The sequence below is a fragment of the Aliihoeflea sp. PC F10.4 genome (assembly GCF_054612275.1).
Window position 1 is genome coordinate 587,021 of sequence record NZ_JBTSWH010000001.1, and the last position, 25,644, is coordinate 612,664.

The 25,644-nt window shown below is 61.3% G+C and carries 27 protein-coding genes; 15 read left to right on the top strand and 12 right to left on the bottom strand.

Annotation, left to right across the window (positions count from 1 at the left end; all coding sequences use genetic code 11):
• Positions 1-12: 12 nt before the first annotated feature.
• Complete coding sequence (locus ACX82Z_RS02855; protein ID WP_459586636.1) at positions 13-966, top strand: glycosyltransferase; 954 nt, start codon at positions 13-15, stop codon at positions 964-966.
• On the opposite strand, the gene ACX82Z_RS02860 is transcribed toward ACX82Z_RS02855, so the two are convergent.
• Positions 945-1,676: a glycosyltransferase gene (locus ACX82Z_RS02860; protein ID WP_459586637.1), complete on the bottom strand. Its 732-nt coding sequence runs from the start codon at positions 1,674-1,676 to the stop codon at positions 945-947. The two genes, ACX82Z_RS02855 and ACX82Z_RS02860, sit on opposite strands and share 22 nt — an antisense overlap.
• Positions 1,677-1,890: 214 nt before the next feature.
• Here ACX82Z_RS02860 and ACX82Z_RS02865 point away from each other — a divergent pair, with 214 nt between their 5' ends.
• Complete coding sequence (locus ACX82Z_RS02865) at positions 1,891-2,736, top strand: glycosyltransferase family 25 protein (protein ID WP_459586638.1); 846 nt, start codon at positions 1,891-1,893, stop codon at positions 2,734-2,736.
• A gap of 15 nt (positions 2,737-2,751) precedes the next feature.
• On the opposite strand, the gene ACX82Z_RS02870 is transcribed toward ACX82Z_RS02865, so the two are convergent.
• On the bottom strand, positions 2,752-3,228 hold the full coding sequence (locus ACX82Z_RS02870) for an Lrp/AsnC family transcriptional regulator (protein WP_459586639.1): 477 nt from the start codon (positions 3,226-3,228) through the stop codon (positions 2,752-2,754).
• A 226-nt stretch (positions 3,229-3,454) separates the two neighbouring features.
• Between ACX82Z_RS02870 and trxB the strand changes: the two genes are divergently transcribed.
• The 4 genes from trxB (at position 3,455) to ACX82Z_RS02890 (ending at position 7,799) form a co-directional block, all read left to right on the top strand.
• Positions 3,455-4,426: a thioredoxin-disulfide reductase gene (gene trxB / locus ACX82Z_RS02875; protein ID WP_459586640.1), complete on the top strand. Its 972-nt coding sequence runs from the start codon at positions 3,455-3,457 to the stop codon at positions 4,424-4,426.
• A gap of 44 nt (positions 4,427-4,470) precedes the next feature.
• Positions 4,471-5,367, top strand: coding sequence for a LysR family transcriptional regulator (locus ACX82Z_RS02880; RefSeq protein WP_459586641.1), 897 nt, complete (start codon positions 4,471-4,473; stop codon positions 5,365-5,367).
• 495 nt (positions 5,368-5,862) lie between these two features.
• On the top strand, positions 5,863-6,951 hold the full coding sequence (locus tag ACX82Z_RS02885; RefSeq protein WP_459586642.1) for a linear amide C-N hydrolase: 1,089 nt from the start codon (positions 5,863-5,865) through the stop codon (positions 6,949-6,951).
• Between the two features lie 38 nt (positions 6,952-6,989).
• On the top strand, positions 6,990-7,799 hold the full coding sequence (locus ACX82Z_RS02890) for a hypothetical protein (RefSeq protein WP_459586643.1): 810 nt from the start codon (positions 6,990-6,992) through the stop codon (positions 7,797-7,799).
• A 16-nt stretch (positions 7,800-7,815) separates the two neighbouring features.
• Here the strand turns inward: ACX82Z_RS02890 and ACX82Z_RS02895 are convergent, their stop codons facing one another.
• The gene (locus ACX82Z_RS02895; RefSeq protein ID WP_459586644.1) at positions 7,816-9,348 is read right to left on the bottom strand and encodes a putative bifunctional diguanylate cyclase/phosphodiesterase; all 1,533 of its coding nucleotides are present in this window, start codon (positions 9,346-9,348) and stop codon (positions 7,816-7,818) included.
• Between the two features lie 197 nt (positions 9,349-9,545).
• Here ACX82Z_RS02895 and ACX82Z_RS02900 point away from each other — a divergent pair, with 197 nt between their 5' ends.
• The 3 genes from ACX82Z_RS02900 (at position 9,546) to ACX82Z_RS02910 (ending at position 12,694) form a co-directional block, all read left to right on the top strand.
• Positions 9,546-10,898, top strand: coding sequence for an esterase-like activity of phytase family protein (locus ACX82Z_RS02900; protein ID WP_459586645.1), 1,353 nt, complete (start codon positions 9,546-9,548; stop codon positions 10,896-10,898).
• A gap of 408 nt (positions 10,899-11,306) precedes the next feature.
• Positions 11,307-11,666: a hypothetical protein gene (locus tag ACX82Z_RS02905; protein WP_459586646.1), complete on the top strand. Its 360-nt coding sequence runs from the start codon at positions 11,307-11,309 to the stop codon at positions 11,664-11,666.
• Between the two features lie 62 nt (positions 11,667-11,728).
• A complete protein-coding gene (locus ACX82Z_RS02910) occupies positions 11,729-12,694 on the top strand; it encodes a hypothetical protein (protein WP_459586647.1) in 966 nt (321 codons plus the stop codon).
• A gap of 205 nt (positions 12,695-12,899) precedes the next feature.
• Here ACX82Z_RS02910 and carB read toward each other — a convergent pair whose 3' ends face one another.
• On the bottom strand, positions 12,900-16,379 hold the full coding sequence (carB, locus tag ACX82Z_RS02915) for a carbamoyl-phosphate synthase large subunit (RefSeq protein ID WP_459586648.1): 3,480 nt from the start codon (positions 16,377-16,379) through the stop codon (positions 12,900-12,902).
• Positions 16,380-16,520: 141 nt separating this feature from the next.
• The gene (locus tag ACX82Z_RS02920; protein WP_459586649.1) at positions 16,521-16,841 is read right to left on the bottom strand and encodes a DMT family transporter; all 321 of its coding nucleotides are present in this window, start codon (positions 16,839-16,841) and stop codon (positions 16,521-16,523) included.
• Between the two features lie 88 nt (positions 16,842-16,929).
• Here ACX82Z_RS02920 and ACX82Z_RS02925 point away from each other — a divergent pair, with 88 nt between their 5' ends.
• The 3 genes from ACX82Z_RS02925 to ACX82Z_RS02935 all read left to right on the top strand — a co-directional run bounded on the left by ACX82Z_RS02925 (position 16,930) and on the right by ACX82Z_RS02935 (position 18,906).
• Positions 16,930-17,484, top strand: a complete 555-nt coding sequence (locus ACX82Z_RS02925) for a TetR/AcrR family transcriptional regulator (protein ID WP_459586650.1) — start codon at positions 16,930-16,932, stop codon at positions 17,482-17,484.
• A gap of 254 nt (positions 17,485-17,738) precedes the next feature.
• A complete protein-coding gene (locus ACX82Z_RS02930) occupies positions 17,739-17,987 on the top strand; it encodes a pyridoxamine 5'-phosphate oxidase family protein (RefSeq protein WP_459586651.1) in 249 nt (82 codons plus the stop codon).
• A 112-nt stretch (positions 17,988-18,099) separates the two neighbouring features.
• Positions 18,100-18,906 carry a 2-keto-4-pentenoate hydratase gene (locus ACX82Z_RS02935; RefSeq protein WP_459586652.1) on the top strand — a complete coding sequence of 269 codons (807 nt, stop codon included), beginning with the start codon at positions 18,100-18,102 and terminating at the stop codon, positions 18,904-18,906.
• Between the two features lie 3 nt (positions 18,907-18,909).
• On the opposite strand, the gene ACX82Z_RS02940 is transcribed toward ACX82Z_RS02935, so the two are convergent.
• Together ACX82Z_RS02940 and ACX82Z_RS02945 are read right to left on the bottom strand one after the other, a co-directional pair.
• On the bottom strand, positions 18,910-19,884 hold the full coding sequence (locus tag ACX82Z_RS02940; RefSeq protein ID WP_459586653.1) for a Bug family tripartite tricarboxylate transporter substrate binding protein: 975 nt from the start codon (positions 19,882-19,884) through the stop codon (positions 18,910-18,912).
• 67 nt (positions 19,885-19,951) lie between these two features.
• Positions 19,952-20,728, bottom strand: a complete 777-nt coding sequence (locus ACX82Z_RS02945) for a LytTR family DNA-binding domain-containing protein (RefSeq protein ID WP_459586655.1) — start codon at positions 20,726-20,728, stop codon at positions 19,952-19,954.
• A gap of 98 nt (positions 20,729-20,826) precedes the next feature.
• Here ACX82Z_RS02945 and ACX82Z_RS02950 point away from each other — a divergent pair, with 98 nt between their 5' ends.
• Both ACX82Z_RS02950 and ypfJ read left to right on the top strand, forming a co-directional pair.
• Positions 20,827-21,333, top strand: a complete 507-nt coding sequence (locus tag ACX82Z_RS02950) for a DUF2306 domain-containing protein (protein WP_459586656.1) — start codon at positions 20,827-20,829, stop codon at positions 21,331-21,333.
• 96 nt (positions 21,334-21,429) lie between these two features.
• Positions 21,430-22,326: a KPN_02809 family neutral zinc metallopeptidase gene (ypfJ, locus tag ACX82Z_RS02955; protein ID WP_459586657.1), complete on the top strand. Its 897-nt coding sequence runs from the start codon at positions 21,430-21,432 to the stop codon at positions 22,324-22,326.
• A gap of 29 nt (positions 22,327-22,355) precedes the next feature.
• On the opposite strand, the gene carA is transcribed toward ypfJ, so the two are convergent.
• A complete protein-coding gene (gene carA, locus ACX82Z_RS02960; protein ID WP_459586658.1) occupies positions 22,356-23,555 on the bottom strand; it encodes a glutamine-hydrolyzing carbamoyl-phosphate synthase small subunit in 1,200 nt (399 codons plus the stop codon).
• A 227-nt stretch (positions 23,556-23,782) separates the two neighbouring features.
• Here carA and ACX82Z_RS02965 point away from each other — a divergent pair, with 227 nt between their 5' ends.
• Positions 23,783-24,232 carry a GatB/YqeY domain-containing protein gene (locus tag ACX82Z_RS02965; protein ID WP_459586659.1) on the top strand — a complete coding sequence of 150 codons (450 nt, stop codon included), beginning with the start codon at positions 23,783-23,785 and terminating at the stop codon, positions 24,230-24,232.
• Positions 24,233-24,267: 35 nt separating this feature from the next.
• Here the strand turns inward: ACX82Z_RS02965 and ACX82Z_RS02970 are convergent, their stop codons facing one another.
• From ACX82Z_RS02970 to ACX82Z_RS02985, 4 genes are read right to left on the bottom strand one after another with little or no spacing between them, the layout of a single operon-like run.
• On the bottom strand, positions 24,268-24,453 hold the full coding sequence (locus ACX82Z_RS02970) for a hypothetical protein (protein WP_459586660.1): 186 nt from the start codon (positions 24,451-24,453) through the stop codon (positions 24,268-24,270).
• Positions 24,446-24,727, bottom strand: a complete 282-nt coding sequence (locus ACX82Z_RS02975; protein ID WP_459586661.1) for an HlyU family transcriptional regulator — start codon at positions 24,725-24,727, stop codon at positions 24,446-24,448. The genes ACX82Z_RS02970 and ACX82Z_RS02975 overlap by 8 nt, the downstream gene beginning before the upstream one ends.
• Before the next feature lie 55 nt (positions 24,728-24,782).
• A complete protein-coding gene (locus ACX82Z_RS02980; RefSeq protein ID WP_459586662.1) occupies positions 24,783-25,208 on the bottom strand; it encodes a secondary thiamine-phosphate synthase enzyme YjbQ in 426 nt (141 codons plus the stop codon).
• The gene (locus tag ACX82Z_RS02985; protein WP_459586663.1) at positions 25,208-25,642 is read right to left on the bottom strand and encodes a GFA family protein; all 435 of its coding nucleotides are present in this window, start codon (positions 25,640-25,642) and stop codon (positions 25,208-25,210) included. Before ACX82Z_RS02985 ends, ACX82Z_RS02980 begins: the two co-directional genes overlap by 1 nt.
• Positions 25,643-25,644 lie beyond the last annotated feature (2 nt).

The window sequence follows — 25,644 nt, forward strand, 5'->3', positions numbered from 1 at the left end:
GACGACATGACGATGGAAACCGTCACTGGCTATGTCTTCCATCCCGGTCATCTGAAGCCGCAGGAGCGAAAGCCGGGCATCAGCGCCTTCATGCGCATTCGAAACGGCGAAGACTTTCTCGAAGCCGCCATCCGCAGCCACATCGATTGTTTCGACGAGATCGTGGCAGTCCACAATCAGTCGACGGACGGTACGGTCGACATTCTCCAGCGACTGGCCAGTGAGTACGGCCCGAAAATCAAGGTGTACCACTATACCGACCGGGTCTATCCGCCCGGCAGTCCCGAGCACGCGCGCGAACCGGCGGACTCGCCAAACAGTTTGGTGAATTATTATAATTTCGCACTCGCTCGCACGACGCGGGCGATCGTTACCAAGCTCGACGACGATCACCTGGCGATGGACGCGCGTATGCTTGCGCTCGCCAATCGCGTTCGCGCGGATATTCCGGTCCTGACAAATTCCATGGCGTGCTTTTCCGGCGTCAATCTTGCGCGCACGGAAAGCGGAGACCTCGGGGTGCCTGCCAGCGATCTTCTGTGCGGCAATGGCGACCACTGGTTCTTTCGGGTCAGTGAAGACACATGGTTCGAGCGCGACAGGCGCTTTGAAAAGCTGAGGCATCACGGCCTCAAGCGCCGCTTTTATGGGTTCGCCTACTGGCACCTGAAATATCTCAAGCCCGGTGCGGGCTTTGCCAATTACGAACTCGATAAGAATCCGGGCAGCCGCTACATAAGGCGACTGGAGCGTATCGGGAAATCAGCGATTGTCGATCTGCCCGCCGCGCGCCAGTTGGTGCGGCCGGGCGTCAAGGGATGGCTCAAGGGCTGGACGGGCGATAAAGGCAGGCTGCTTTACCAGCGCGCGGCTGCTTTCGACGCTGCGTTTCCTCAAGCCAACGTCGAAGACGCGCTCGACGCCACCAGCCCGGAATGGCGGTCCTATTTGCCGTTGAAAAAGTAAAGCGGGCGGCCAAGAAGCCGGGACCAGAACGAGCCTGTCACGCGGCGTTTTTCATTGGCGCGCGCCGGATCGTAAACGCTCTTTCCCGATCCCACATGGACGCCGACGCCGGGAAGCTGGAAGACGACCTCCTTGCCCTGATCCTTCATGTAGCGCGAGATCGTGCGTTCGTTCTGGAATTTCGCGTAGGGACCGTGGGTGAGCCAAAGCTCGCGCCGCAGCACGCCGGGATAGAATGAAAAGCCGTGCCAGTCGCGATGCGCATTGTTCATGCGGGCATAGTCGTGACCGTTGAATTTCATCCGCGTCCTGAAAATGCGCTGCCGCTTCTTCAGTCCATCGAAGCGCGCGAAGCATACGGATGTTATGGCATCGTTGGAATCGAGAAGCTGGAGACCCTCCTCGATATTCATGCCTCCCAGGAAATGCCAGTCGTCTTCGAGGTGGAGGATGTAGGGTGTGTCGATCATCTCGTAGACGCGGTCGATGGCCTTGTGCTGACCAAGACGCGGGTCGTTCAGCACGATTTCGATCTGCGGATAGCGCTCGCGGAGCCTTTGAGCGAAGTCGTGATCTGCCGAGTCCTCGACGAGGATGAACCGTCCTGGCTCGTGATATTCGAGAAACGTGTCGAGCGAAACGATAAGAAGGTCCCAGCGGCCGCAACTCGTCAGCACGGTCGTGACGTTATCTGGCACTGCAACTTTCACCGGCATGTCTCCTATACATTCAACGGGCATCATCTAGAGCGTTTCGTTCGCTTACGGAAGCGCTTCAGTTGCTCCAATCTCGAGGCATCTTGCAGGAATGAAGGTCAGTGAACCTTCCGGGTGGCCCTTCACCGACACCTTTGGCCTGTCACAAATTTTCTCCGGCCGAACGAATTTGTATTCGAAGCGAATGCCTTGGCCGGCAGTAACAACCTTGTTATCGGCGGGTACGATTACCTATCTGCGTATCCCGTCACTCAATTCAGCCATCACCATGCTCATCCTCGTCATCAATCTCGATCGAGCGCCAGAACGGCTTGCCCATATGCGAAGTGAATTCGGGCGCATCGGCTGTGAGTTCACGCGGTTGGCTGCAACCGATGGCCGCGAACTGGACGCAGCCGACAGCATGAATGCTCTCGAGGGCCGGCGTATGAGCAAAGGCGAAATCGCCTGCTTCGTGAGCCATAGGCGATGTTGGCAGTCGCTACTTGACAGCGAGCACAGCCACGCTGTCGTACTTGAAGACGACATGTTCCTGGGAGAGGGGGCCGAACGTTTCTTCCGTTCGGCGGACTGGTTTCCCGAAGAGGCCGGCATCGTCAAACTCGAAACATATATGAGCCCGTCGACCATTGCGACCAAGCCGGCAATGCGGTTTGGCGATCGCGCCTTGCACAAGCTGACCGGCAAGCATCTGGGCGCAGGCGCATACGCGCTCGACCGGGCCACAGCGCAAATGCTGGTCGATGCGAGCGCCGTTATCGACCGGCAGGTCGACGATTTCCTTTTCGGTCCGAAAGGGCCCATGTTCGCGCGGGCACGCATACATCAAATGGTGCCGGCCTTATGCATTCAGGGACTGAAACTCGGCAGCAGAGCTTCCGAATGTGCCAGCCAGCTCTACGAAGAGCGGCTGACGACGCGCGCGAAGCTTGGCCCGCTGAGAAAGGTCAGGCGCGAAATCGTATCCGGTTTCAGAAAGAGCCTGATCGCGGTGAGGGGGAGCGTTCAAAATCTTCTTGGAACATCGCACTGGGGGCGCATTCCGTTTCGCTGAAACGCAGCGACGGTTTTATTCGCCGATCGCCGCGAGCCCTTCGTCCTTGATCTGCCGGATGGTGAGCGCCGTGCGCACCGTGTCGACATTGGGGGCGGAGGTCAGTTCCTCGATGACGAACGCCTGAAAGGCGGCAAGGTCCTTGGCGACACAGTGGAGCATGAAATCGCTTTCGCCCGAGACCATCCACGCCCGGCGTACGATGGACCAGCCACGGGTGCGCTCCGCGAAAGCCTTGAGTTCGGCATCGGATTGATGGTGCAGTCCGACCAGGCAAAAGGCGACGACGTGAAGACCGAGATCTGGCGTGTTCAATAGCGCGCGATAGCCGCGTATGACGCCGGCTTCCTCAAGACGCTTGACGCGGCGCAGGCAGGGCGGAGCCGAGATGCCGACCCGCCTCGACAGTTCGACATTCGTCATCCGGCCATCGGACTGAAGCTCCGCCAGGATCTTCCAGTCGATGGCGTCGAGATCGACCTTCATTGGCATGTCTTTCACGTTGCGCACGAATCTTTCAATTGCGTGAAAGGAAATTACTCAAAACGCGTCGTTTGGCAACGGCCCGCCGCGCTCTCGCAATGGCGTCGCATGACCGACGCATCTGTGTGAAATGACAATCATACCTTGCACCGCACCCAGCATCATACTTAGATCGGGGTTGGTTTTGCAAAACGCGCAACGATGCGCTTGCTTCGTTTTTAAAAGGGGTATCGCCATGGGTGGCCGTCACGTGCCTGTGCTTATCATCGGTTCCGGACCGGCAGGCTATACGGCTGCGATCTATGCTGCGCGTGCGATGCTCGAACCCGTCCTGATCGCCGGTCTGCAGCAGGGCGGCCAGCTTACCATCACAACCGATGTCGAGAATTATCCCGGTTTTGCCGATCCCATTCAGGGACCGTGGCTGATGGAGCAGATGCGCGCCCAGGCCGAGCATGTGGGAACCGAAATCATCAGCGACATCGTCGCCGAAGTGAATCTCGACGTACGTCCGTTCCGCGTACGCACGGATTCGGGCGCTGAGTGGACCGCAGACGCGCTGATCGTGGCCACCGGCGCACAGGCCAAGTGGCTCGGGCTGGCCTCTGAACAGACCTATATGGGCTTTGGCGTTTCCGCCTGTGCGACCTGCGACGGATTCTTTTATCGCGGCAAGGATGTCGTGGTCGTCGGCGGTGGAAATACGGCGGTCGAGGAAGCGCTTTACCTTGCAAATCTCGCAAAATCGGTGACCGTCATCCATCGACGCAACGAGTTCCGCGCCGAGCGCATCCTTCAGGATCGCCTGATGGCGAAGGACAATGTGACGGTGCTGTGGGATCATGTCGTCGACGAGATAGTCGGCGAGAAGAAGGCGCCGATGCCGCCATCCGTCACCGGGCTGAAGCTGCGAAACATCAAGACGAATGCGGTCAGCGACATGCCCGTCGACGGCATCTTCGTGGCGATCGGCCACGCGCCGGCCGTCGAGCTTTTCGCGGGCAAGCTGAAGCAGAAGCCGAACGGCTATCTTTGGACCGCGGCCGATTCCACCGCGACCAACATTCCCGGCGTTTTCGCGGCCGGGGATGTGACCGACGACATCTACCGGCAGGCGGTGACAGCGGCCGGAATGGGGTGCATGGCGGCGCTTGAGGCGGAGCGCTACATCGCCGAACTCGAGGTTCACCGCGAAGCGGCCGAATAGCGGGAGCGACAAGCGGTTTCAACGCCAAATCGACGAGGGCAGTAATGGCGTTCGACTGGGACAAACTGCGCGTTTTTCATGCGGCAGCCGAAGCTGGTTCGTTTACTCATGCGGCCGAGACGCTGCGCCTGTCGCAATCGGCGATCTCGCGGCAGGTCAGCGCTTTGGAGCAGGATGTCGGCGTACCGCTCTTTCACCGGCATGCGCGCGGGCTGGTTTTGACCGAGCAGGGTGAAATGCTCTACCGCACCGCGCATGACGTGCTGGTCAAGCTCGAAAAGGTCAAAGCACAGCTCACAGAGACGACGGACCGCCCGTCCGGCCCGCTGCGCGTGACGACGACGGTGGGACTTGGTTCCGGCTGGCTGACGGAGCGCGTGCAGGAGTTCCTCGACCTGTATCCGGACATCCAGCTTCAGCTCGTCCTTGCCAACGAGGAACTGGATTTGACGCTTCGCCAGGCCGATTGCGCAATCCGCCTGCGCCAGCCGCAACAGCCCGACCTCATCCAGCGCCGACTTTTTACGGTTCATTTCCATCTCTTCGCCGCGCCGTCCTATATCGAGAGACACGGAAAGCCGAATTCGATCGCCGATCTCGACAAGCATCGTATCGTTACCTTCGGCGAGCCGGTGCCAAGCCATCTGTCCGATATGAATTGGCTGGAGACGGCAGGACGGCCGGAAGGGTCCAAGCGCGTCGCTGCGCTCCAGATCAACAATATTCTGTCGATCAAGGCTGCGATCGAGCGTGGGGCCGGGATCGGCATCCTACCCGATTATACGATCGAGCAGGGCTCGCCTCTGGTGCAATTGATGCCGGAAACAGAGGTGCCGTCCTTCGACACATATTTCGCGTATCCCGACGCCATGCGCAATCAGGTGAAGCTGCATGTTTTCCGTGATTTTCTTATCGCCAAAGCGCGTAGCTGGGCCTACTGATTCGAATTCAAACGATTGATGTTTTCTGCTGCGGTGCACAAAACTGCGGCAGGCCAAATTTTCTCGTGCAAGACAGAGCGCGCATTCTGGTTGATCCAGATGCCTGATAAACAATTATAATCAAGGATTTGATCCATCCGTCTCTAACCATGCAAAACTGCATGGGTGCAATGCATCATGAAATGCTTGATCTTTGGGCGGCATTTGCCCATATCACAATCATCTCCCGGGCACGTTCCTCCTCCCATTGGTGCCCGCGAGTGTTCCCCTCTGGAGGTTTCGCCTGAAAAGGCACTTCCATACTTCAAGCCGGGTCTTTTGATCCGGCTTTTTTTTGTCCAGTTTTCTGTCCCGTATCGTTCCTGCGTCCTACCATGTCGCGAACGGCAAGTGAGCGGCGTGCGAATGCTTGCCAGCATCGGGCGATCTTCTTGCCAATAGCAAAAGGCTAAGGCATCATTCCTCGCAAGCAGATCGATTATCTTGGCGACATCGATGTTGTTGGAGGGGATTTTGCAGATTGGTAGAGTTGTAAAGTGTCTCGCAGGCGTTCTTGCGGTCGGGGTGTCTTTATCGACCATTGAATACGCGTCGGCCTGCACGAGATTCGTCTATCTTGGGCAGGACGACCAGATCATAACCGCCAGATCGATGGACTGGCGCTTTGAAATGGAAAGCAACATCTACGTTCTGCCTCGCGGAATGCAGCGCAGCGGAGAGGCTGGGCCGAACTCTCTGGAATGGACAGCCAAATATGGATCGGTCGTCACCACCGGCTATGACGTTTCGACGACCGACGGTGCGAACGAGATGGGGCTGGTCGCCAACGTTCTGTGGCTGACGGAGTCGGAATATCCGGCCCACACCGATACCGGCAAGCCCGGCCTGACGATCGCGGCCTGGGCGCAATATGTTCTCGACAATTTCGCGACGGTGGCCGAGGCGGTCGAGGCACTGGAAAGTGAGCCGTTCACGATCGTGACCGACAGCGTTCCCGGTCAGGAGGGCAAGATGACGACCCTTCATCTGTCGATGTCGGACGCGTCGGGCGACAGCGCCATCATCGAATATATCGAAGGGCAGCAGGTCATCCACCACGCTCGTGAGTATCAGGTGATGACCAACTCGCCGACTTATGACAAGCAGCTTGCCTTGCATGAGTACTGGGAGGGCATCGGCGGTACGGTATTCCTGCCAGGCACGAACCGCGCGGCGGACCGCTTTACGCGCGCTGCCTTCTATGTCAACGCCATACCGCAGGCGGCGGAGCCCAACAGCGCGCTTGCGAGCGTGTTCGGTGTCATCCGCAACGTGTCGGTGCCGCTCGGAATCTCGGCGCCTGATCAGCCGGAAATTTCGTCGACCCGCTGGCGCACCGTCTACGATCACAAGCGCCAGCTTTATTTCTTCGAATCCGCGATGACGCCGAACACCTTCTGGGTCGATCTGAAGCAGATCGATTTCAGCGAGGAAACTGGAACGGTGAAGCGTCTCGATCTGGGGACCAATCAGGTTCACACATTTTCAGGCGATGCGACCGGCGATTTCGAGGACGCGGAGCCGTTTCCATTTTTAGGACTTTGAAGAAAGCGGCGCGCGATCGCGGTTTTGGGGGAACGACGATGTCGTGGCGGTTTGGATACGGGGCGCTCGTGGCGCTTATCGCAACGCAGGCCGGGGCAGCGGACCTGCCGCCTGTCTATACCGAGCCGGAAACGCAGGCCGTCGACGCGGGCAGGTCGCTTTGGGCGTTGCAGATAACGCCCTATCTGTGGGCAGCCGGGCTTGAAGGCGATGTCTCGCCCTTTCGCCGCGCGCCGGTTCTGTCGGTCGATCAGTCCTTTTCTGACGTTCTCGACCATCTCGATTTCGGCGGATTCGTCGACATATGGGCGCGCTATGACCGCTTCGTGTTCTCCGGCGACGTCATGTATGTGCGCACCAGCGATTCAAGGGTGATCGGAGCGTTGCCGATCATCGGGCCGACACCGGGCTTGAGTGCGGAGCTTGACAGCAAGCAATTCAATGCGACGGCGAAGGCTGGATACCGCGTTTTCGACGGCGGCGAGCTGACGCTGGACCTCCTGACGGGCGTTCGCTACTGGCGCGTATCCAACGACGTTACCGTCAGTTTCGGGCCGTTCGCGGTCAGCTACGGCGAGACGTTCGACTGGTTCGATCCTGTCATCGGACTGCGTGGCTTTTATCGCATCAGTCCGAAATTCTCCGTGCAGGGTTCCGTCGATGTCGGCGGGTTCGGAGCCGGTTCCGAACGCACATGGCAGGCGCTCGCGACGGCCAATTACGCGTTTTCCGACCATCTTTCCGTATCTGCCGGGTACAAGATCACCGACGTGAAATACGACAGGGACGGATACTTGTTCGACACGACCTTGCAGGGGCCGGTCGTGGGGATGACCTATCGTTTCTAACAGGCTGGCGTGATTGTCACGCCGCGCTCAGTTCCGGCTCGGTGACAGTCGATGACACCGGCGTTCCGAAAAGCCGCTCATACGGTGCCGGGCGGCCGAAGAAATAGCCCTGAAAGCGGTTGCAGCCCGATGCGCGGGCGAGCGCGAACTGCTCTTCCGTCTCTATGCCTTCAGCGACCACTGTGATGGACTGGATTCGGGCTATCTGGGTCAGGGCCGAAACGAATATCTGCGCGACCGGATCGCTTTCCAGCGTGGCGATGTAGCTGCGGTCGATCTTGATGGAATTGATCGGCAGCTTTTGCAGATAGCGAAAGCCGCAATGACCGGTTCCGAAGTCGTCCAGTGCGACCCGGAAGCCCATCGACTGCAGCTTCGATATCCGCTGCACGATGTCCGAGCGCGTGGACATCGCCACCGTCTCGGTGATCTCCAGAACAAACTGGTCTGCCCTGCGTCCGGTCGTCTTCAGGATGTTCTCGAAATTGGCGACGATGTCGTCGCGCTTCAGCTGCTCGCCCGAGACGTTGATGCTGATGCGCAGGTCGGGCATATGCGCGATATCCATGCAGGCGCGCTGAAAGACCCATGTGCCGACCATGTCGATCAAAGAGGATTGTTCGGCGAGCGGAATAAATTCGGATGGTGGGATCATGCCGCGCACGGGATGTTGCCAACGCACCAGAGCCTCGACGGCGAAGATCGAGCGGTCGGCATTGACGACGGGTTGATACTCGAGACGCAATTCGTTGAGATAGATCGCGGCGCGCAATTCGCGCTCCAGCGACCGGTTTCGCCGGCGGTCGGCGACCATGTCAGTGTCGAACAGCGTGACGCGACTGCGTCCTGCACGCTTGCTTTCATAGAGTGCCAGATCAGCGACGGCCATGAGCTCCCCGGCATCCGATGCGTGATCGGGGCAGGCGGCGATGCCCACGGACGCGGAAAGCGCGATCGACTTTCCCTCATAGGACATACCGCCGCGGAGCCCGGTGATGAGCCGTTCGGCGGCCGCCTGTGCCTCCTGCACATCATTGCCGGGAACGAGCACGCCGAACTCGTCGCCGCCCAGCCGCCCGATGATTGCGTGGGGTATTTCGGCCTCGATTGTCGCCACGAGATGGCGCAGCGCCCAGTCGCCGCAATGGTGGCCGAAACTGTCGTTCAGATGCTTGAAATGGTCGAGGTCGATCAAAAGCAGTGTCGCGGGGCGCGGTTCGAGCGGCTTGCCAAGCGCGTCCTTGAGCGCATCAAGGAAATGGCGACGGCTGAATGCATTCGTTCCCACATCGACGGACATAAGGCGATGCTGGTCTTCCTCCGCGACCAGCGCCATCTGGAGGCGAAGGGCCAGAGAACGGCGCAGATAGCTCATGGTGATCGCGCCGCCCAGAGTGGCGACCACACCTACAAGCGCCAGCCATCCGGCCACCTCGCCGCGCTCCGACACCATCAGGACATAGACCGCGGAGGCGAAGGCGGCGATCAGGAAAAACTGAATGATGAGATAGACTTGTTCGTTGTGCTTTTGAATCGCATGCAATTTCATTGTCCGCCGCCCCGTGGCCTTCGCCATCTTGAGATGACGATAAAGAAGACCGTTTAAGAACGGGTTGAGCCGGCTGTCGTGAAACTGTCATGTTCAAAGAGGGGGGATCGTCGTCAAACGTTCATCCCTTTGTCGGCGGCCTGTAACACAGCGCGGGTAACGCGAGCGGGTTCTCACCAACCGAAAGAACCACCTCGATGATCAGAACCCTTCTCGCGTCCGCCGCACTTTGTGGCCTTGCCGCTTCCGCGCAGGCTGAAGAGGTCTTTCCAGCTACGCTGGCAGGTCACGCGCTGCTGCCCGCCCACACGCTGATCGCTCCGCCGGCAGACGCGCCGCGCGACGCGTGGACCTCCGGAAAATTCACCGGCAAGGCTCGCAATGACGAACCCATGTCGGTCATGGGCGATGTCGGCGCGGCCTATGGCAGCCATCCGACCGGGATTTCGCTGCCGTTCCTCGGCCAGCCCGTGCAGGGCATGTCGGGCTTTGCCATGAACCGCGCCGAAGACGGCAGCATCTATGTTCTGACCGACAACGGGTTCGGCTCGAAGATCAACAGCCCGGACGCGCTCCTGTTTTTCCACCGCATGAACCCGAATTTCGACACGGGCGAAGTCGAGCGGGTCGAAAGCGTCTTCCTGCGCGATCCCGACCGCAAGGTTCCGTTCCGCATCGCCTATGAAGCCACCGAAAGCCGCTATCTGACCGGCGCGGACTTCGATCCCGAAAGCATCCAGGTGCTGAACGGCGAAGTCTGGATCGGCGAGGAATTCGGCCCCTATATCATCCGTGCGACGCTGGATGGGCGCATCATCAGCGTTCATCAAACCATGCTCGACGGCGAGGCGCTGCGCGGCCCCGACACGCCGGGCGTCGTCGTTCCCGCCGTCGCCGGCAAGGATTTTCGTGTGCAGCGCTCGGGTGGCTATGAAGGCATGGCGCTTCAGCCGGGAGCCGATCTTTTGTGGGGCATGCTGGAAAAGCCACTCCTCGGAGAAGACGGCCAGCCGGAAGGCGATTTCCTGCGCGTGATGACGTTCGACACGCAAGCGGCCGACTGGACCGGCGACAGCTATCGCTTCAGGCTGGCCGAGGGCGCGACCGCGATCGGCGACTTCAACTTCATCGACGACACACGCGCGCTTGTCGTCGAGCGCGACAATGGCGAGGGTGATCCGAGCCTCGAATGTGCGGGCGACGACATGTCGGCCTGCTATCCGCTGCCTGCCAAGGTGAAGAACATCGTTCTGGTCGACACGGCCAGCGTGGACGAGGAAGGCTATATCCGGCGCATCGGCTCGATCGACCTGATGGATGTTCAGGACCCGGACAACAAGGCCATCGTCGAGACGCAGGCCGACCGTGACCTGTCGGGCAAGTTCACCTTCCCGTTCTTCACCATCGAGGACGTGATCGCCGTCGACGACACGCACATCATCGTCGCCAACGACAACAATCTGCCCTTCTCGGGCGGACGCCAGATTGGCACAGCCGCCGACAACGAGTTCATCCTGCTCGAAGTCGCCGACTTCCTCGCGGCTCGCTAGAAAACGAAATGTGCCGTCGCGCGTCATGCGCGGCGGCACATTCGCCTATTGCGCGCATCGTCTGCGCGTGCAGATACGGTCCCGCGCCGAGGCCGGGGCATGTCAAAGAACCGGGAAGACGGGCGGCGGAAGCGTCGCTCATCTTTTTTATTGATATGCGGCGTTTCCACCGCCCGTCCGGCATTTTTCCTGTCCGCATCCGCTCCTCTGCACCTGACCGTCAGATCAGGCTTGCGTGCTTCACAAGCACATCCCGGCCGTAATGCCAGGAGGTGAGCCTCGATGCGGCCGCCCCGGACCTGCCTTACGAAGGCAGGGCGGAGGTGCCGACCCGCCCCGCGCAACCACCGTCATGATCGGCGTTCCCGTGGACGAAGCGGGAGTAGTATGGGGGACGGCTTGGGGAGGGTGGATAAGTTTTATTTTACGGTCAGTCATCACATCGACCGTGTTTGGCTAGATGCCTGTCAGCTTGTTGTGAACAATGGCACTGCCGATCACCGTTACCAGCCCGCCTATCAGAAAATACAAGCTGCTGGTTTGAAACTCTCCGAAATAGAGGTCACTGGCGCCGACGAGGGTAAGCAATGCTCCGAGACCGGCGATGATCCAGATAACAGATCCGCCTATCCAGCGAAGCAGACCGCGGAGAAGTTTGCGAAGAAATTTCATAGGCCGACATTTGCCTATTATATAACAAAGTTAAAGCCGTTGTCGGGCCGCAATGGGGTGGGAAGCAGACCGGCAGCTTCGGGACTACAGCTGTGAATAGCTGCCATTTCGAATGTCACTGTTTGGCGTGCGCTCGGAGAGCAGATACGATAAGGACGATGATACCTGAGTTCCTCATTAGCCTCTATCGACGCTACCCGCTCGTCTTTCGTGTCGCGACGATCGTGCTTGTCGCCATCTTGCTTTTTGTATCGATCCAGCCGAATTCGAATTCGCAACCGACCGAAGAGCAAGCCCGGCGCGAGATGGTGATGCTCGATTTTGCTCTCGCGCCGGCACCGCTTCGGGAAATGGCACTGCGCATTGCGGCCGGCGACGCACCGGAGGTGGACGCTTTGCGAGCACTCGGCTCAGAGATCGACCGATCCTATCCCAATCGGCCTCGCACCGGCGAGACTCTCCTGACTGCAGCACTTCGATACCGGAATCTGACGGCCATCGACGCATTGCTTGAAGCGGATGCCGATCCGCATGCCCTCATCGATCCGAATAATTCGTCTTCGCAGGCAGTTCACTGGACCTTCTTTTATCTGCTGCTGACTGATCGCGGACCATGGATAGAGGCCGAGGATCGGTACGACAGCACCTTCGCCAACGATGGGCTGGCGCTCTATCTGAAGCATGGTGGCGATCCGAATCACTTTCCGCCGGAAAACGCAGATCCGCCATTGGGCGAGACGCTCGGCGGTAACCTGAAGGGTTTCGAGATGCTGCTCGACGCCGGCGCCGACCCTTGGTCGCGGAACAGTAAGGGAAATCCTTGGCTGATGGACCTTGCAATCTACAGCAGCAAGATTGCCACGCCTTACATCCAGCGCTTGGCGGAACGAGGGTTTTATGACGATATAACCGACGATCAGGCGGATAGAATTCTCCAGTCGGCAAACAGGCGTCTCCGGACCGCGACCGATTTGAGTGAGGCTGCTCCTGCCAAGGCCTATTACGGGGATCTCGGCGACTATGCCTTCGCTATAAGGCTGCTGATCGAACGTTCTGGACGCGACGTGCTGAGAAATTCGGAGGTCTACCGCCGACTTTATATCGACAGTCGTCTTCGGGAGTAAGCGCCGACCCGGACGGCAGGTTTTGGATATTCCATCCCGGTGGTCAGATGTCTGTTTCGGGGTCGTGAGCGGATGCGGGTGTTATTAAGACTACAAGCCAATGCTCTGAAGCGAGCGGATATATAGGCCTGTAACACCCCTCATCCGACCTCGCTTCGCTCGGCCACCTTCTCCCACAAGGGGAGAAGGAAGGGGCGCACCGCCCTTAGAAATACGCCTGCAGCGGTCGCACTTCCAGGCTTCCTGCTTTGAGTGCCGCGATGGCTTCGGCGACGGCCTCCGCGCCGGCCATTGTCGTGTAATACGGCACCTTTTGCATCAGCGTGGCGCGGCGCAGGGACTTTGAATCCGAGACCGCCTTCTGGCCATCGGTCGTGTTGAAGACGAGCTGGACCTGACGGTTGCGGATGGCGTCCTCGATATGCGGACGGCCTTCGAGCATCTTGTTGATCTTTTCCGCCTCAACCCCGTTTTCTTTCAGGAACCGCGCGGTGCCGCCCGTTGCAAGCACGCGGAAGCCGAGTTCGGCGAGGCGCTTGACGGGCTTGAGGATGCGGGCCTTATCTTCGTCGCGGACCGAGACGAACAGCGTGCCCGAGCGCGGCAGGTCGACGCCCGCGCCAAGCTGCGCCTTTGCAAAGGCAAGCGCGTAGTCGCGGTCGAGGCCCATGACCTCGCCGGTCGACTTCATTTCCGGCCCGAGCAGCGTGTCGACGCCGGCAAAGCGCGCGAAGGGGAAGACGGCTTCCTTGACGGCGATGTGGCCGAGATCGGCCGCGTTCGGCTTGTCGCCATAGGGCGCGTAGGCCGCGTCGAGCGTTTCGCCGGCCATGATGCGCGCGGCGATCTTGGCGATTGGGCGGCCGATAGTCTTGGCGACGAAGGGCACGGTGCGTGAGGCGCGGGGGTTGACCTCCAGAACGAAGATCTCGTCGTTCTTGATCGCGTATTGCACGTTCATCAGGCCGCCGACATGGAGCGCCTTTGCAAGCGCCGCCGTCTGGCGTTCGAGCTCGGCGACGGTCTCCTTCGAGAGCGAATGAACCGGCAGCGAGCAGGCGCTATCGCCCGAATGGATGCCGGCCTCCTCGATATGCTCCATGATGCCCGAAACGTAGACGTTGTCGCCGTCGCACAGGCAGTCGACATCGACCTCGATGGCTTCCGACAGATAGGTGTCGAACAAAAGCGGGTTCTTGCCGAGCAGCGTGTTGATCTGGCCGGTCTTGTCGTTCGGGTATTTCTGCTTGATGTCTTCCGGCACGAGGCCGGGAACGGTGTCGAGCAGGTAGGTCTGCAGCATCGATTCATGATGGATGATCTGCATGGCGCGGCCGCCGAGCACGTAGGACGGGCGCACGACCAGCGGGAAGCCGAGCTCGGAGGCGACGGTGCGCGCCTGCTCGACCGACCAGGCGATGCCGTTTTTCGGCTGCTTGAGGCCAAGCTTCACGAGCAGTTTCTGGAAACGGTCGCGGTCTTCGGCAAGGTCGATCATGTCGGGCGAGGTGCCGAGGATAGGGATACCGGCCTTCTCGAGCGCGTCGGCGAGCTTGAGCGGGGTCTGCCCGCCGAACTGGACGATGACGCCGTGCAGTGTGCCGGCCTTTTGTTCGGCACGCAGGATTTCAAGCACGTCCTCGGCCGTCAGCGATTCGAAATAGAGACGGTCGGACGTGTCGTAATCGGTCGAGACGGTTTCGGGGTTGCAGTTGATCATGATCGACTCGTAGCCCGCGTCGGCCAGCGCGAAGCAGGCGTGGCAGCAGCAATAGTCGAACTCGATGCCCTGGCCGATGCGGTTCGGTCCGCCGCCGAGGATGACGACCTTCTTCTTATCCGAAACCTTGGCCTCGTCGGCGAGCGCGCCCGCAAAGGGCACCTCATAGGTCGAATACATATAGGCCGTCGGCGAAGCGAATTCGGCCGCGCAGGTGTCGATGCGCTTGTAGACCGGATGCACATCAAGGGTTTCGCGCAGCCTGGCGACGTCCTCGGCATCCTTGCGGGTGAGCGACGCGAGGCGGGCGTCGGAAAAGCCCATGGCCTTCAGCATGCGCAAATTCTGCGCGTCACCCGGCAGGCCGTGCTCGCGGATGCGCGCCTCCATGGCGATGATCGCGCCGATCTGGTCAAGGAACCACGGATCGATCTTGCACATCTGGTGGACGTCTTCGAGCGAGGTGCCCATGCGGATCGCCTGCGCGACCATGCGCAGACGGTCGGGCGTCGGCGTGCCGAGCGCGGCGCGAATGGCGTTCTTGTCGTCGCCTTGTCCGATGCCGGGAATTTCGATCTCGTCGAGGCCGGTAAGCCCGGTTTCAAGGCCGCGAAGAGCTTTTTGCAGCGATTCCGCAAAGGTACGGCCGATGGCCATGACCTCGCCGACCGACTTCATCGCGGTGGTGAGCGTCGTGTCCGCGCCGGGGAATTTTTCGAAGGCGAAGCGCGGGATTTTGGTGACGACGTAGTCGATCGACGGTTCGAACGAGGCGGGCGTCGCGCCGCCGGTGATGTCATTGTCGAGTTCGTCGAGCGTGTAGCCGACAGCCAGACGCGCGGCGACCTTGGCGATCGGGAAGCCGGTGGCCTTGGAGGCGAGGGCGGAGGAGCGCGAGACGCGCGGGTTCATCTCGATGACGACGAGGCGGCCGTTTTCCGGGTTCACGGCGAACTGGACGTTCGAGCCGCCGGTTTCGACGCCGATCTCGCGCAGCACCGCGAGCGAAGCGTTGCGCATCATCTGGTATTCCTTGTCCGTCAGCGTCAAAGCCGGCGCGACGGTGATCGAGTCGCCCGTATGGACGCCCATCGGATCGAGATTTTCGATCGAGCAGATGATGATGCAATTGTCCGCACGGTCGCGGACGACTTCCATCTCGTATTCCTTCCAGCCGAGGACGCTTTCCTCGATCAGGACTTCGGTCGTCGGGGAGGCATCGAGGCCGGAATTGATGATCTCGAAAAATTCGGCGCGGTTGTAGGCGATGCCGCCGCCGGTGCCGCCCATGGTGAAGGAAGGGCGGATGATCGCGGGCAGGCCGACATGGTCGAGCGCCTGCGCGGCGATGCCCATGGCGTGGGAGATGTAACGCTGCTTGCGGTCGCCTTCGCCGAGATTCCATTCGGTTTCGAGCGCGTCGAGTGCCGTATCGAGGTCGGCGGGGTTGGACGCTTTCAACTCCGTGCGGCGGGCTTCATGCGCGCGCTTGTCGGCGTCCTTTGCCTCAGACGCGTTGGCGAGCATGGATTTGGGCGTTTCGAGGCCGATCTTGGCCATCGCCTCGCGAAAGAGCGAACGGTCCTCGGCCTTGTCGATCGCCTCGGCGTTTGCGCCGATCATCTCGACATTGTAGCGCTCCAGGACACCCATGCGGCGCAGCGACAGGGCCGTGTTCAGCGCGGTCTGGCCGCCCATGGTCGGGAGCAGCGCGTCCGGGCGCTCCTTGGCGATGATCTTGGCGACGACTTCAGGGGTGATCGGCTCGATATAGGTCGCGTCGGCCAGCTCCGGATCGGTCATGATCGTCGCCGGGTTGGAGTTGACCAGGATGATGCGGTAGCCCTCGGCCTTCAGCGCCTTGCAGGCCTGCGTGCCCGAATAGTCGAATTCGCATGCCTGGCCGATGACGATGGGGCCGGCCCCGATGATCAGGATGGACTTGATATCGGTGCGTTTCGGCATGGCTCGTCTCTGCGCGTATGACCGCGATCCGGCAGCTTTCGCGACCGGTGCGGTTCAGTTTCTTCTGTCAGGCTAGGAGCGCCTTATACGGGCAGATGTGGCCATACGTAACCCCAAAATTCAACTTCCCGCAGGCTTTTGTCACGCGCCTGCGGAAAGCTTCAACCCGACGATGCCGGACACGAGGAGCAGGATCGAGACGATCCGGCCGAGAGTCGCCGCTTCGCCCATGAACATGACGCCGACGACAAACGCGCCCGCCGCGCCGATGCCGGTCCAGATCGCATAGGCCGTGCCGAGCGGCAGCGCCTTCAGCGACATGGACAGAAACGCGAAGCTGATGATCATCGCGACGATCGTGAGCGCGGTCGGTCCGAACTTCGTGAAGCCTTCGGAGTATTTCATCGACGTCGCCCAAACGACCTCGAACAAACCCGCGATGCCGAGAAAGATCCATGCCATGATCGAATACCTCAAATAAAAAGCCGCATGATTTGCGGCGGATGCGTTATTATATATATCCGACCAGACGGTTTGAAAAAAGGATAGTGTGGGACGAAAGCGCACAATCGACCGGGACGCAATCCTGAACGCGGCCGAGGAAGTGATCAGCGAATCGGGGGCAGGCCAACTGACCTTCGATGCCGTGGCGGCGCGCGCAGGCGTTTCGAAAGGCGGCGTCCTTTATTGTTTTCCGAGCAAGCCGGCGCTGATCGCGGCGATGACCGAGCGCGACCTGAAGCGCTTCGAGGCGGAGGTGGCTGAGCGGCTGCCGCGCGGCGATGGCGATCTGCGCGCGCAGCTTCGCGCCCGGATTGAAGCGACGCATGGTGAGAGCACGGCGATGGCGGCGCGGGCCGCAAGCCTGATGGCCGCGCTGGTGGAGACGAAGGACGAAGCGGGAATTCTGCGCGAGGACTATGAAGGGCGGCTGGACGCCTTCGGCGACGATGCCGAAGGCCGGCGCATGCGGCTGGCTTTTCTTGCCTGCGAGGGCGCATTCATGCTGCGCGGGCTGGGCATCGCGGCGATCAATGACGACAGTTGGGATTCGATCTTCGCCGATATTGTCGACCTGATCGCGGAGAAGCGCGCTGGAAAGTGATCCGGGAACGGTGAACAAATGTCGTTGCGGAGGGTTGAAGCTGGCAAGCGGGAACGGCCAACATCTGGAGCCTACGATGAGCGACAAGACCCTTTCCGATCTTTCACAGAAAATGCGCGAGATCGACATCACCATGTTGATGACGCGTACGAATGACGGCTCGATCGCCGGGCGTCCGATGAGCAACAACGGCGAAGTCGATTACGACGGCGATTCCTATTACTTCACCTTACTTCACCTGGGACGACGCGCGAATGGTGACGGATATAGAAGCCGATCCCGCGGTGTCGCTCGCCTTTCAGGGCGAAGACATGTTCATGGTCACCATTCAGGGCAAGGCTTTGGTCATCCGCGACAAGGCGCAGTTCGAAGCACACTGGAACAGCGACCTCGACGAATGGTTCGAGGACGGCATCGAAACTGACGGCGTGGTGATGATCAAGGTCAGCGCCGATCGGGTCCACTACTGGGACGATGAGGACGACGGCGAAATCAAGCTTTGATCCGGTCGATCGCGGTGTGCTCCTGGCCTGCCCTTGCGGCAGCCAAGACCGACGAGACTTGACGATCCATGTCCGTGCGTCGATTGATCGATGGGAGCGAAGGAGGGACGCGATGATCGACAAGGCGACGGCAGCGAAGACGATACTGGATGCGGCCGATGGCGGCGGGCAGATGGCACCGATCACGGACGAGGATGGCGCATTCGCGCTCAACGACGCCTATGGGGTGGCGGACGCGGTTTTGAGGACGCGCATCGCGCGCGGCGAGAACGTCGTCGGCTGGAAGATCGGCTTCACCAACCGCAACATCTGGGACGAGTATGGCGTTCACGCACCGATCTGGGGCGCGATGTACGATACGACCGTGCGCGAGGTGCATGGACCGACCGAATGCGTTCTTTCCGGCCTGATCGAGCCGCGCATCGAGCCGGAGATCGTGCTGCGGCTCGCACGACGCCCGGAGCCGGGCATGGACGAAAAGGCGCTGATGGCGTGCGTCGATGCCGTTGGGCATGGCTTCGAAATCGTTCAGTCGATCTATCCGCAGTGGCGGTTTCGCGCGGCCGATACTGTCGCTGCCTTCGCGCTGCACGGGCGCTACGTTCACGGACCGCTGGTGGCGGTGGACGATGCCGGCGAATGGCTTCGACGACTTGGCGATTTCCGGGTGACGCTTTTGCGCGATGGCGAGGAAATCGACGAGGGCGAGGCACGCGATGTTCTCGGCGGGCCGCTTTCGGCGCTTCGGCACATGATCGACGGCATGGCTGCAACACCGTTGTCGCGCGGTGTCGAGCCCGGCGATCTGGTGACGACCGGAACGGTGACGCGCGCCTTTCCGGTTGGACCGGGCGAGCGCTGGTCGACGCGCCTGTCCGGCCTGCCGTTTGCCGAAATGGATGTTACCTTCGCTGGGTAATCGTCATTGCATCTCGATGCCGGCCTCGTCGATGATCGCCGCATATTTTGCGATCTCGGCATCGATGAAGTCGGCAAATTCGGCAGGTGAGGATGGGCTTGCCTCCGCTCCTTGCGCGGCGAGCGCTTCGCGGAAACGGTCCGATTCGAGGACCGTGCGGATTTCGGCATTGAGGCGTTCGATGGCCGGCTGAGGTGTGCCGGCAGGCGCGAGTACCCCGAACCACGTCGTGATGTCGAAATCGGCAAAGCCGGATTCCACCATCGTCGGCAAATCCGGTGCAAACGGCGTGCGCTCTGCGGTCGTAACGGCCAGCGGGCGGACCGAACCTGCATCGATATGGCTCGACGCGGAGGCCAGATTGTCGAAGATGAAATCGACCTCGCCGGCCAGAACCGCCTGCATGGCGGCGGCAGAGCCCTGATAGGGAATGTGGGTCGCGTCGATGCCGGCTGCGACGTTCAGTAGCTCGCCTGCCAGATGTCCGGCACTGCCGATCGAGCCGGACGAGAACATGAAGCCGTCCTCATCGGCCTTCGCGCTTTCGATGAAATCGGCAACCGTCTCGGCATCCATGTCGGCATTGACGACAAGTACGTTGGGCGTGCGCGCGACGAGTGAAACGGGCTCGAAATCGGCGACGGGGTCGAACGGCATGTCGCGATAGAGGCTGACATTCACGCCATGCGTGGACAGGGCGCCGAGGACGAGCGTGTAGCCGTCGGCCTCGCTCTTTGCCACATGATCCGCGCCGATATTGCCGCCTGCGCCCGGCCGGTTCTCGACGATGACGCGCTGGCCGAAGGACGGCTCCATGCCGGCGGCGAGCAGCCGTGCCGCCACATCGAGCGTGCCGCCGGGCGGGAAGGGGACGACCAGCGTGACCGGCCGCTCTGGATAGGTGCCTTGCGCGTGAGCCAATGATGCGGAAAGGGCGACAAGGCAAGCAGTGAGCGCGGCGGCAGCGCGAATGGTCATCGGTATCTCCTCCTGAATTCTTACGGCGATGGCCGGACGCGGGACCATATAGAAGACGAAGCCAAGGTCAAAGCCAGCGGGCGCGCACCGCCGCCACATAGGGCCGGCTGACGGGAACGCGCGCGCCGGTCGACAGGATGATCGTCAGGCGGCCATCGTCGCGCTCGACGGTTTTTACGGCGGCATCGGAAACCCAGTGCGAGCGGTGGACCTGCATGCCGGGGATTGTTCCAAGTTCGTCGAGCGCATCCGAAAAGCGGATCAGCACCAGTTCGCGGCCGCGCGAGGTCGTGACCTCGACGTAATGATCCTGGACGGCCAGATGCAGCGGCGCGGCGCGGATCGAAGGGTTCAGGCGGCGCAGGAAGGGCGTTTCCGGCGCACCTGCCGGCGACGCGTCGGCGGGCGACAGTTCCTTGCCCATGGACAGCCAGGTGAGAGCACAGAACAGCACCGATAGGACGAGGCCGGTGAAGACCGCCGCAGTGTAGCTCGCTCCGGTGATCGGGTTGCCGAAAGTCGCCGCGCCAAGGCCCTGCGTGACGAGCGCTATGAGTGGGGCGGCGGCGACGGCTCCGACCATCATGCGGGCGAGGCGATTTTCCATGCGCCGTTCCAAAAGCGCATCGGCGATGACGACGCAGACGAGCGCGCAGGCCCAGGCGCCGGTGTGAAGGACCAGCCAGAAGCCGAAGCGGGGAGCTGCAGCGAGGCGTTCTGCCGTGCCGTACGGCCCGGTGACCCAGAAGATGAGAACGACCGCGAGAAACGTTGCCCATAGGCGCGGCGAGCGCAGAAGGACGTGCAATTCACGAAGCGCGGATTGCACGAATTGGCCGTTCACGAACTGCACTCCGTCATCTGCGCCTTCACGTTTGATGCCGAAGGATGGTTGGACGAACAAGGGCAGGAATTCAACCTTTGCCCGACAAGGAATGTGCCATGTCCGCCGTTACGCTTCTCGATGCGCCGCTTGCCGTCCAGTTTCACGTCGCGACCGTCGTGCCCGCCGCGATTTTGGGTGCGTGGTTGCTGGCGCGGCCGAAGGGAACGCGCAGCCACAGAACGCTCGGGAAAATATGGATGGGACTGATGCTGGTGACCTCCCTGTCCACCTTTTTCATCCATGAAATTCGGCTGGTCGGGGATTTCAGCCCGATACATCTCATCTCGATCTATGTGATCGTCAGTTGCTTCACGGCCGTGCGTGCCGCCCGACGGCACAACATCACCGCGCATCGACGCATGGTGGCGGGGATGTATCTGGGTGGCATCGTTATTGCGGGCGCGTTCACGTTCCTGCCTGGGCGCATCATGAGCACGAGCCTGATCTCGCTGGCCTCAGGTTCGGGGAGCATCGTGCTGGTAGCGGCGCTTGCGTTTGCCTTCATTGCGGCAGGGATGCTGGCCATCCGCGAGATGGGTTTCGGCAAGAAGCGAGCCGCTTGAACCTTTCGCCGCTTTCGCTCGTTTAGCGTAGCTATCGCATCGCGATGCGCTAATATGACGGTGCGGCCACAAGGCCGGAAAAAGCGAGGGCAGCCGATGCGCTGGAGAGGTCGCCGCGAAAGTTCCAATATCGACGACAGGCGCGGGCAGGGGCCAGCGCGCATCCCGGGCGGATTGGGCGGCGGCGGACCGCGCATCCCGATCCCCATCGGACGCGGCGGCGGCATAGGCGGCCTCGTGCTTATCGTCGCCCTGTTTATCATCCTGCCCGCCATCGGCATCAATCCCGGCGATCTCCTGAACGGCGGGGGCGGTACGACGCAGACGACGGATCAACGGCAGGCACCGCCCGCCAATGACGAGGCCGCGCAGTTCGTCGGCGTCGTTCTGGCCGAGACAGAGGATGTCTGGAACGGCATTTTCGAGGCCGAAGGCGAGACCTATGAGGAGCCGACGCTCGTCATGTTCTCCGGCGCGGTGCAATCGGCATGCGGCACGGCGTCTTCGGCGGTCGGTCCGTTCTACTGCCCCGGCGACCGGCAGGTCTATATCGACCTTTCCTTCTTCGACGAGCTTGCCAGCCGCTTCGGCGCGTCCGGCGATTTCGCGCAGGCCTATGTGATCGCGCATGAGGTCGGCCATCACGTCCAGAACCTGACGGGCGTATTGCCGGATTTCAACCGTCAACGACAGAGCATGAGCGAGACGCAGGCCAACGAGATGTCGGTGCGGGTGGAGTTGCAGGCGGACTGCTATGCGGGCGTTTGGGCGCATTTCACCGAGCAGCGCGGACTACTCGAGGCCGGCGACATCGACGAGGCGCTGAACGCGGCGCATCAGATCGGCGACGACACGCTCCAGCGCCGCACGCAGGGGCAGGTGGTTCCCGACAGCTTCACGCACGGATCATCCGAGCAGCGGCAGACATGGTTCACGCGCGGCTATGAAAGCGGCCGGCTCGACCAGTGCGATACGCTGTCGGGGCAGATTTAAGCGGGTTCCGGGATCGTCGTGTCCGGGGATTACTCCGCCAGCGCCGGCTCGCCCTGACGCTCGCGGATGAGGTTCACGAAGCGGCGGAAGAGATAGTGTGAATCCTGCGGGCCGGGCGAGGCCTCGGGATGGTGCTGGACCGAGAACACCGGCTTGCCGGAAAGCGCGATGCCGCAATTCGAGCTGTCGAACAGCGAAACGTGAGTCTCTTCAACGCCTTGCGGCAGGGACTTCGAATCCACCGCGAAGCCGTGGTTCATCGACACGATCTCGACCTTGCCGGTGGTGTGATCCTTAACCGGGTGGTTCGCGCCATGGTGGCCCTGATGCATCTTGACTGTCTTTGCGCCGAGCGCGAGGGCGAGCAACTGATGGCCAAGGCATATGCCGAAGACAGGCAGGCCGGAGGCGACCAGATCGTTGATGACCGGCACGGCATAGTCGCCGGTCGCAGCCGGATCACCCGGGCCGTTCGACAGGAAGACGCCGTCCGGCTTCATCGCGAGGATCGTCGCCGCGTCGGTGGTTGCCGGAACGATGGTGATCTTCGCGCCGAGACCCGCGATAAGGCGCAGGATGTTGCGCTTCACCCCGTAGTCGATGGCGACGACATGCATGGTCGGTTCGCCTTGCGCGCCGGTGCCCTCGTTCCACACCCACGGCGTCTCGGTCCATGTGGATGACTGGCCGGAAGAAGCCTCTTTCGCAAGATCGAGGCCGATAAGGCCCGACCATGCGGCCGCCTTGGCCTTCAGCGCCGCGACATCGAAATTTCCGGCCGGGTCATGCGCGATGACGGCGTTCTGCGCACCGCGTTCGCGGATCAGTGCGGTCAGCGCGCGCGTGTCCAGATTGCAGATCGCAACGATGCCGCGCGCCTTCAGCCAGGCGTCGAGGTCTCCGGCGGAGCGGTAGTTCGAGGGCGGCGTGATATCCGCCTTGAAGATCGCGCCGACCGCGCCGTGGCGGGCCGCAGGCGTCAAATCCTCGATGTCCTCGTCATTGGCACCGATATTGCCGATATGCGGGAAGGTGAAGGTGACGATCTGGCCGAGGTAGGACGGGTCGGTCAGGATTTCCTGATAGCCGGTCAGCGCCGTGTTGAAGACCACTTCGGCTACGCGCTCTCCGGTTGAGCCAGCGCCCTTGCCCTCGATGACGGTGCCGTCGGCAAGCACCAGAAGGGCGGTCGGCTTTTGCGTGCTCCAGGGGGCGGTTCCAGCGTCCATAGCCATCTCCAGATCGGTTTAGGGGGCGGTGCGCGCCCTTGAATCACAGGTGCGTTTCGGGCCATATGCGCAGCGAAACGCGCGGGTCGTGCTCTCCATATGGAGACACCCCGAGCGATAGCCAAGCCGGTCCAAGCAGGTGGCGGACCATAGGGCAGGGCCAAAGCCGGGTCAATCACTCCGAACCCTTATACAGCGGCCTTACGGTCGAACATGAAAGAAACACGATGCGCGACAAAATCGCCGAAGCGTTGAAGCAAGCTCTCAAGAGCCACGAAAAAAGACGCGTCTCGACGCTGCGCCTGATCCAGGCGGCCATCACCGACCGCGACATCGCCAATCGCGGCGTCGGCAAGGAGCCGGTGAACGACGAGGAAATCCTCCAGATCCTGTCGAAGATGGTCAAGCAGCGCGAGGAATCGGCCAAGGCCTTCGAAGAGGGCGCCCGGCTTGAACTTGCTGCGCAGGAGCGCGAGGAAATCGAGATCGTGCGCGAGTTCCTGCCCGTTCAGATGAGCGAGGACGAAATCCGCAAGGCGGCTCAGGATGCGATCGCAGAAGTCGGCGCGGAAGGGCTGCGCGATATGGGCAAGGCGATGGCCGTCCTGAAGGAGCGCTATCCGGGCAAGATGGATTTCGCAAAGGCAAGCGCGACGATCAAAGCGCTGCTGGCGTAGCGACAAGGGGCCTCGTGCGCGAGGCCCACTTGACCCTAGTTCACGAAAACCCGTCCCGAGCGCACGCCGCCATAGGGGCCGGTTCGGTCGACGCCAACGCCAGCGGCGGTTCCGCGCGCGTCGATCCGGTCATCTGTGATGGTGGCCGTGCCAGCGACGCCGCCGACGGCGCAGCCCGACAGCACCGCGAGGCATGCGGCGATCGCAATCATCCTAGCCAAAGAGCTTCTCCCCCTGTTCGTCGATCACCTGCTTGGCCTTGCGCACGGAGGTATCCGTCGCGTCGTCGAGCGAGGGAAAACGGTCGGCGCGGATCAGGCGATGTTCCTTCAACTCGCCGGCGACCTCCTTCGTCACGATCGCGCAGGTCTGGTATTGCCCGGCTTCGGAAAAAGGCTGCGGGCGGATCGTGAAGCCCTTGTATTCGATCGGCTCGGCCGATGCGGCGGCGAGCTCGCCGGCGCTTCCCCCAAACAGCTTCTTCCAGAACGACATGGCGAACTCCCGATTTGGAGGCATTGATGAACGTGGCCGCGTCATAGGCCAAAAATCAGGCGAGATGAAGCACGACCTCGCGCCGATGCGGCTGCGTCCGGTGTTCGAAGAGATAGACGCCCTGCCATGTGCCAAGCAGCAACCGGCCGTTTGCAACGGGAATCGAGAGCGAGACGGATGTCAGCGCCGACTTGATGTGCGCCGGCATGTCGTCCGGTCCTTCGAGGCGGTGGACGAGATAATCCATCGCCGGATCGTCGGCGGGCGGGACGAGGCGGGCAAAGAAGGCGTCGAGATCGCGGCGCACATCCGGATCGGCATTTTCCTGAATGAGAAGCGAGCAGGACGTGTGACGCACGAAGATCGTCAAAAGCGCAGCGCCGGATGAGTGCGTTGCACGAACGAATTCGGCGGCGGCTTCGGTGAATTCATAAAGACCCGCACCGCGTGTGGGCAGTGTGATCGTCGTCTGGTGCGCCATCAATCGTCCGCTGAGGCCGGTTCGAAACGCAGATATCCGACAATCTTTCCCTTGTGGTCTTTTCGATCTGACGGATGCAACTGCCCGTCATTGACGGCGACGCATTCGAAGTCGAACGGGCTGACGCCGTCGAGGCAGGCGGCGTTGATGCCATATTGGCTCGGATCGGAGCGCCGGCGGTGATGGGTGTAGATGCCGCAGCGCGAGCAAAACCAGTGTTCGGCGACGTTGGTGTTGAACTGATAGAGCGTCAGTGCATCCTTGCCGCTCTCGATCTCGAAGTCATCGACGGCGGCCGAAATCGCGACCGCACCGCGCATGGCGCAAAAGGTGCAGTCGCATCGCCGCGCGGTTTTCAGCCCGTCGGCAAGGCGCGCCTTGAAGCGCACCGTTCCGCAATGGCAACCACCCGCCGTCCAGTTCTCGTCCGTCATAG

What these genes read in the sequence shown, in the direction of transcription:
- ACX82Z_RS02870 (WP_459586639.1), bottom strand. Translation starts at nt 3,228, where the DNA reads ATGCCAATGAAGGTCGATCTCGACGCCATCGACTGGAAGATCCTGGCG.
- ACX82Z_RS02975 (WP_459586661.1), bottom strand. Translation starts at nt 24,727, where the DNA reads ATGTCGTTCTGGAAGAAGCTGTTTGGGGGAAGCGCCGGCGAGCTCGCC.
- ACX82Z_RS02985 (WP_459586663.1), bottom strand. Translation starts at nt 25,642, where the DNA reads ATGACGGACGAGAACTGGACGGCGGGTGGTTGCCATTGCGGAACGGTG.
- trxB (WP_459586640.1), top strand. Translation starts at nt 3,455, where the DNA reads ATGGGTGGCCGTCACGTGCCTGTGCTTATCATCGGTTCCGGACCGGCA.
- ACX82Z_RS02935 (WP_459586652.1), top strand. Translation starts at nt 18,100, where the DNA reads ATGATCGACAAGGCGACGGCAGCGAAGACGATACTGGATGCGGCCGAT.
- carB (WP_459586648.1), bottom strand. Translation starts at nt 16,379, where the DNA reads ATGCCGAAACGCACCGATATCAAGTCCATCCTGATCATCGGGGCCGGC.
- ACX82Z_RS02880 (WP_459586641.1), top strand. Translation starts at nt 4,471, where the DNA reads ATGGCGTTCGACTGGGACAAACTGCGCGTTTTTCATGCGGCAGCCGAA.
- ACX82Z_RS02940 (WP_459586653.1), bottom strand. Translation starts at nt 19,884, where the DNA reads ATGACCATTCGCGCTGCCGCCGCGCTCACTGCTTGCCTTGTCGCCCTT.
- ACX82Z_RS02930 (WP_459586651.1), top strand. Translation starts at nt 17,739, where the DNA reads ATGGTGACGGATATAGAAGCCGATCCCGCGGTGTCGCTCGCCTTTCAG.
- ACX82Z_RS02910 (WP_459586647.1), top strand. Translation starts at nt 11,729, where the DNA reads ATGATACCTGAGTTCCTCATTAGCCTCTATCGACGCTACCCGCTCGTC.
- ACX82Z_RS02895 (WP_459586644.1), bottom strand. Translation starts at nt 9,348, where the DNA reads ATGAAATTGCATGCGATTCAAAAGCACAACGAACAAGTCTATCTCATC.
- ACX82Z_RS02900 (WP_459586645.1), top strand. Translation starts at nt 9,546, where the DNA reads ATGATCAGAACCCTTCTCGCGTCCGCCGCACTTTGTGGCCTTGCCGCT.
- ACX82Z_RS02855 (WP_459586636.1), top strand. Translation starts at nt 13, where the DNA reads ATGGAAACCGTCACTGGCTATGTCTTCCATCCCGGTCATCTGAAGCCG.
- ACX82Z_RS02980 (WP_459586662.1), bottom strand. Translation starts at nt 25,208, where the DNA reads ATGGCGCACCAGACGACGATCACACTGCCCACACGCGGTGCGGGTCTT.
- ACX82Z_RS02920 (WP_459586649.1), bottom strand. Translation starts at nt 16,841, where the DNA reads ATGGCATGGATCTTTCTCGGCATCGCGGGTTTGTTCGAGGTCGTTTGG.
- carA (WP_459586658.1), bottom strand. Translation starts at nt 23,555, where the DNA reads ATGGACGCTGGAACCGCCCCCTGGAGCACGCAAAAGCCGACCGCCCTT.
- ACX82Z_RS02885 (WP_459586642.1), top strand. Translation starts at nt 5,863, where the DNA reads ATGTTGTTGGAGGGGATTTTGCAGATTGGTAGAGTTGTAAAGTGTCTC.
- ACX82Z_RS02950 (WP_459586656.1), top strand. Translation starts at nt 20,827, where the DNA reads ATGTCCGCCGTTACGCTTCTCGATGCGCCGCTTGCCGTCCAGTTTCAC.
- ypfJ (WP_459586657.1), top strand. Translation starts at nt 21,430, where the DNA reads ATGCGCTGGAGAGGTCGCCGCGAAAGTTCCAATATCGACGACAGGCGC.
- ACX82Z_RS02965 (WP_459586659.1), top strand. Translation starts at nt 23,783, where the DNA reads ATGCGCGACAAAATCGCCGAAGCGTTGAAGCAAGCTCTCAAGAGCCAC.
- ACX82Z_RS02890 (WP_459586643.1), top strand. Translation starts at nt 6,990, where the DNA reads ATGTCGTGGCGGTTTGGATACGGGGCGCTCGTGGCGCTTATCGCAACG.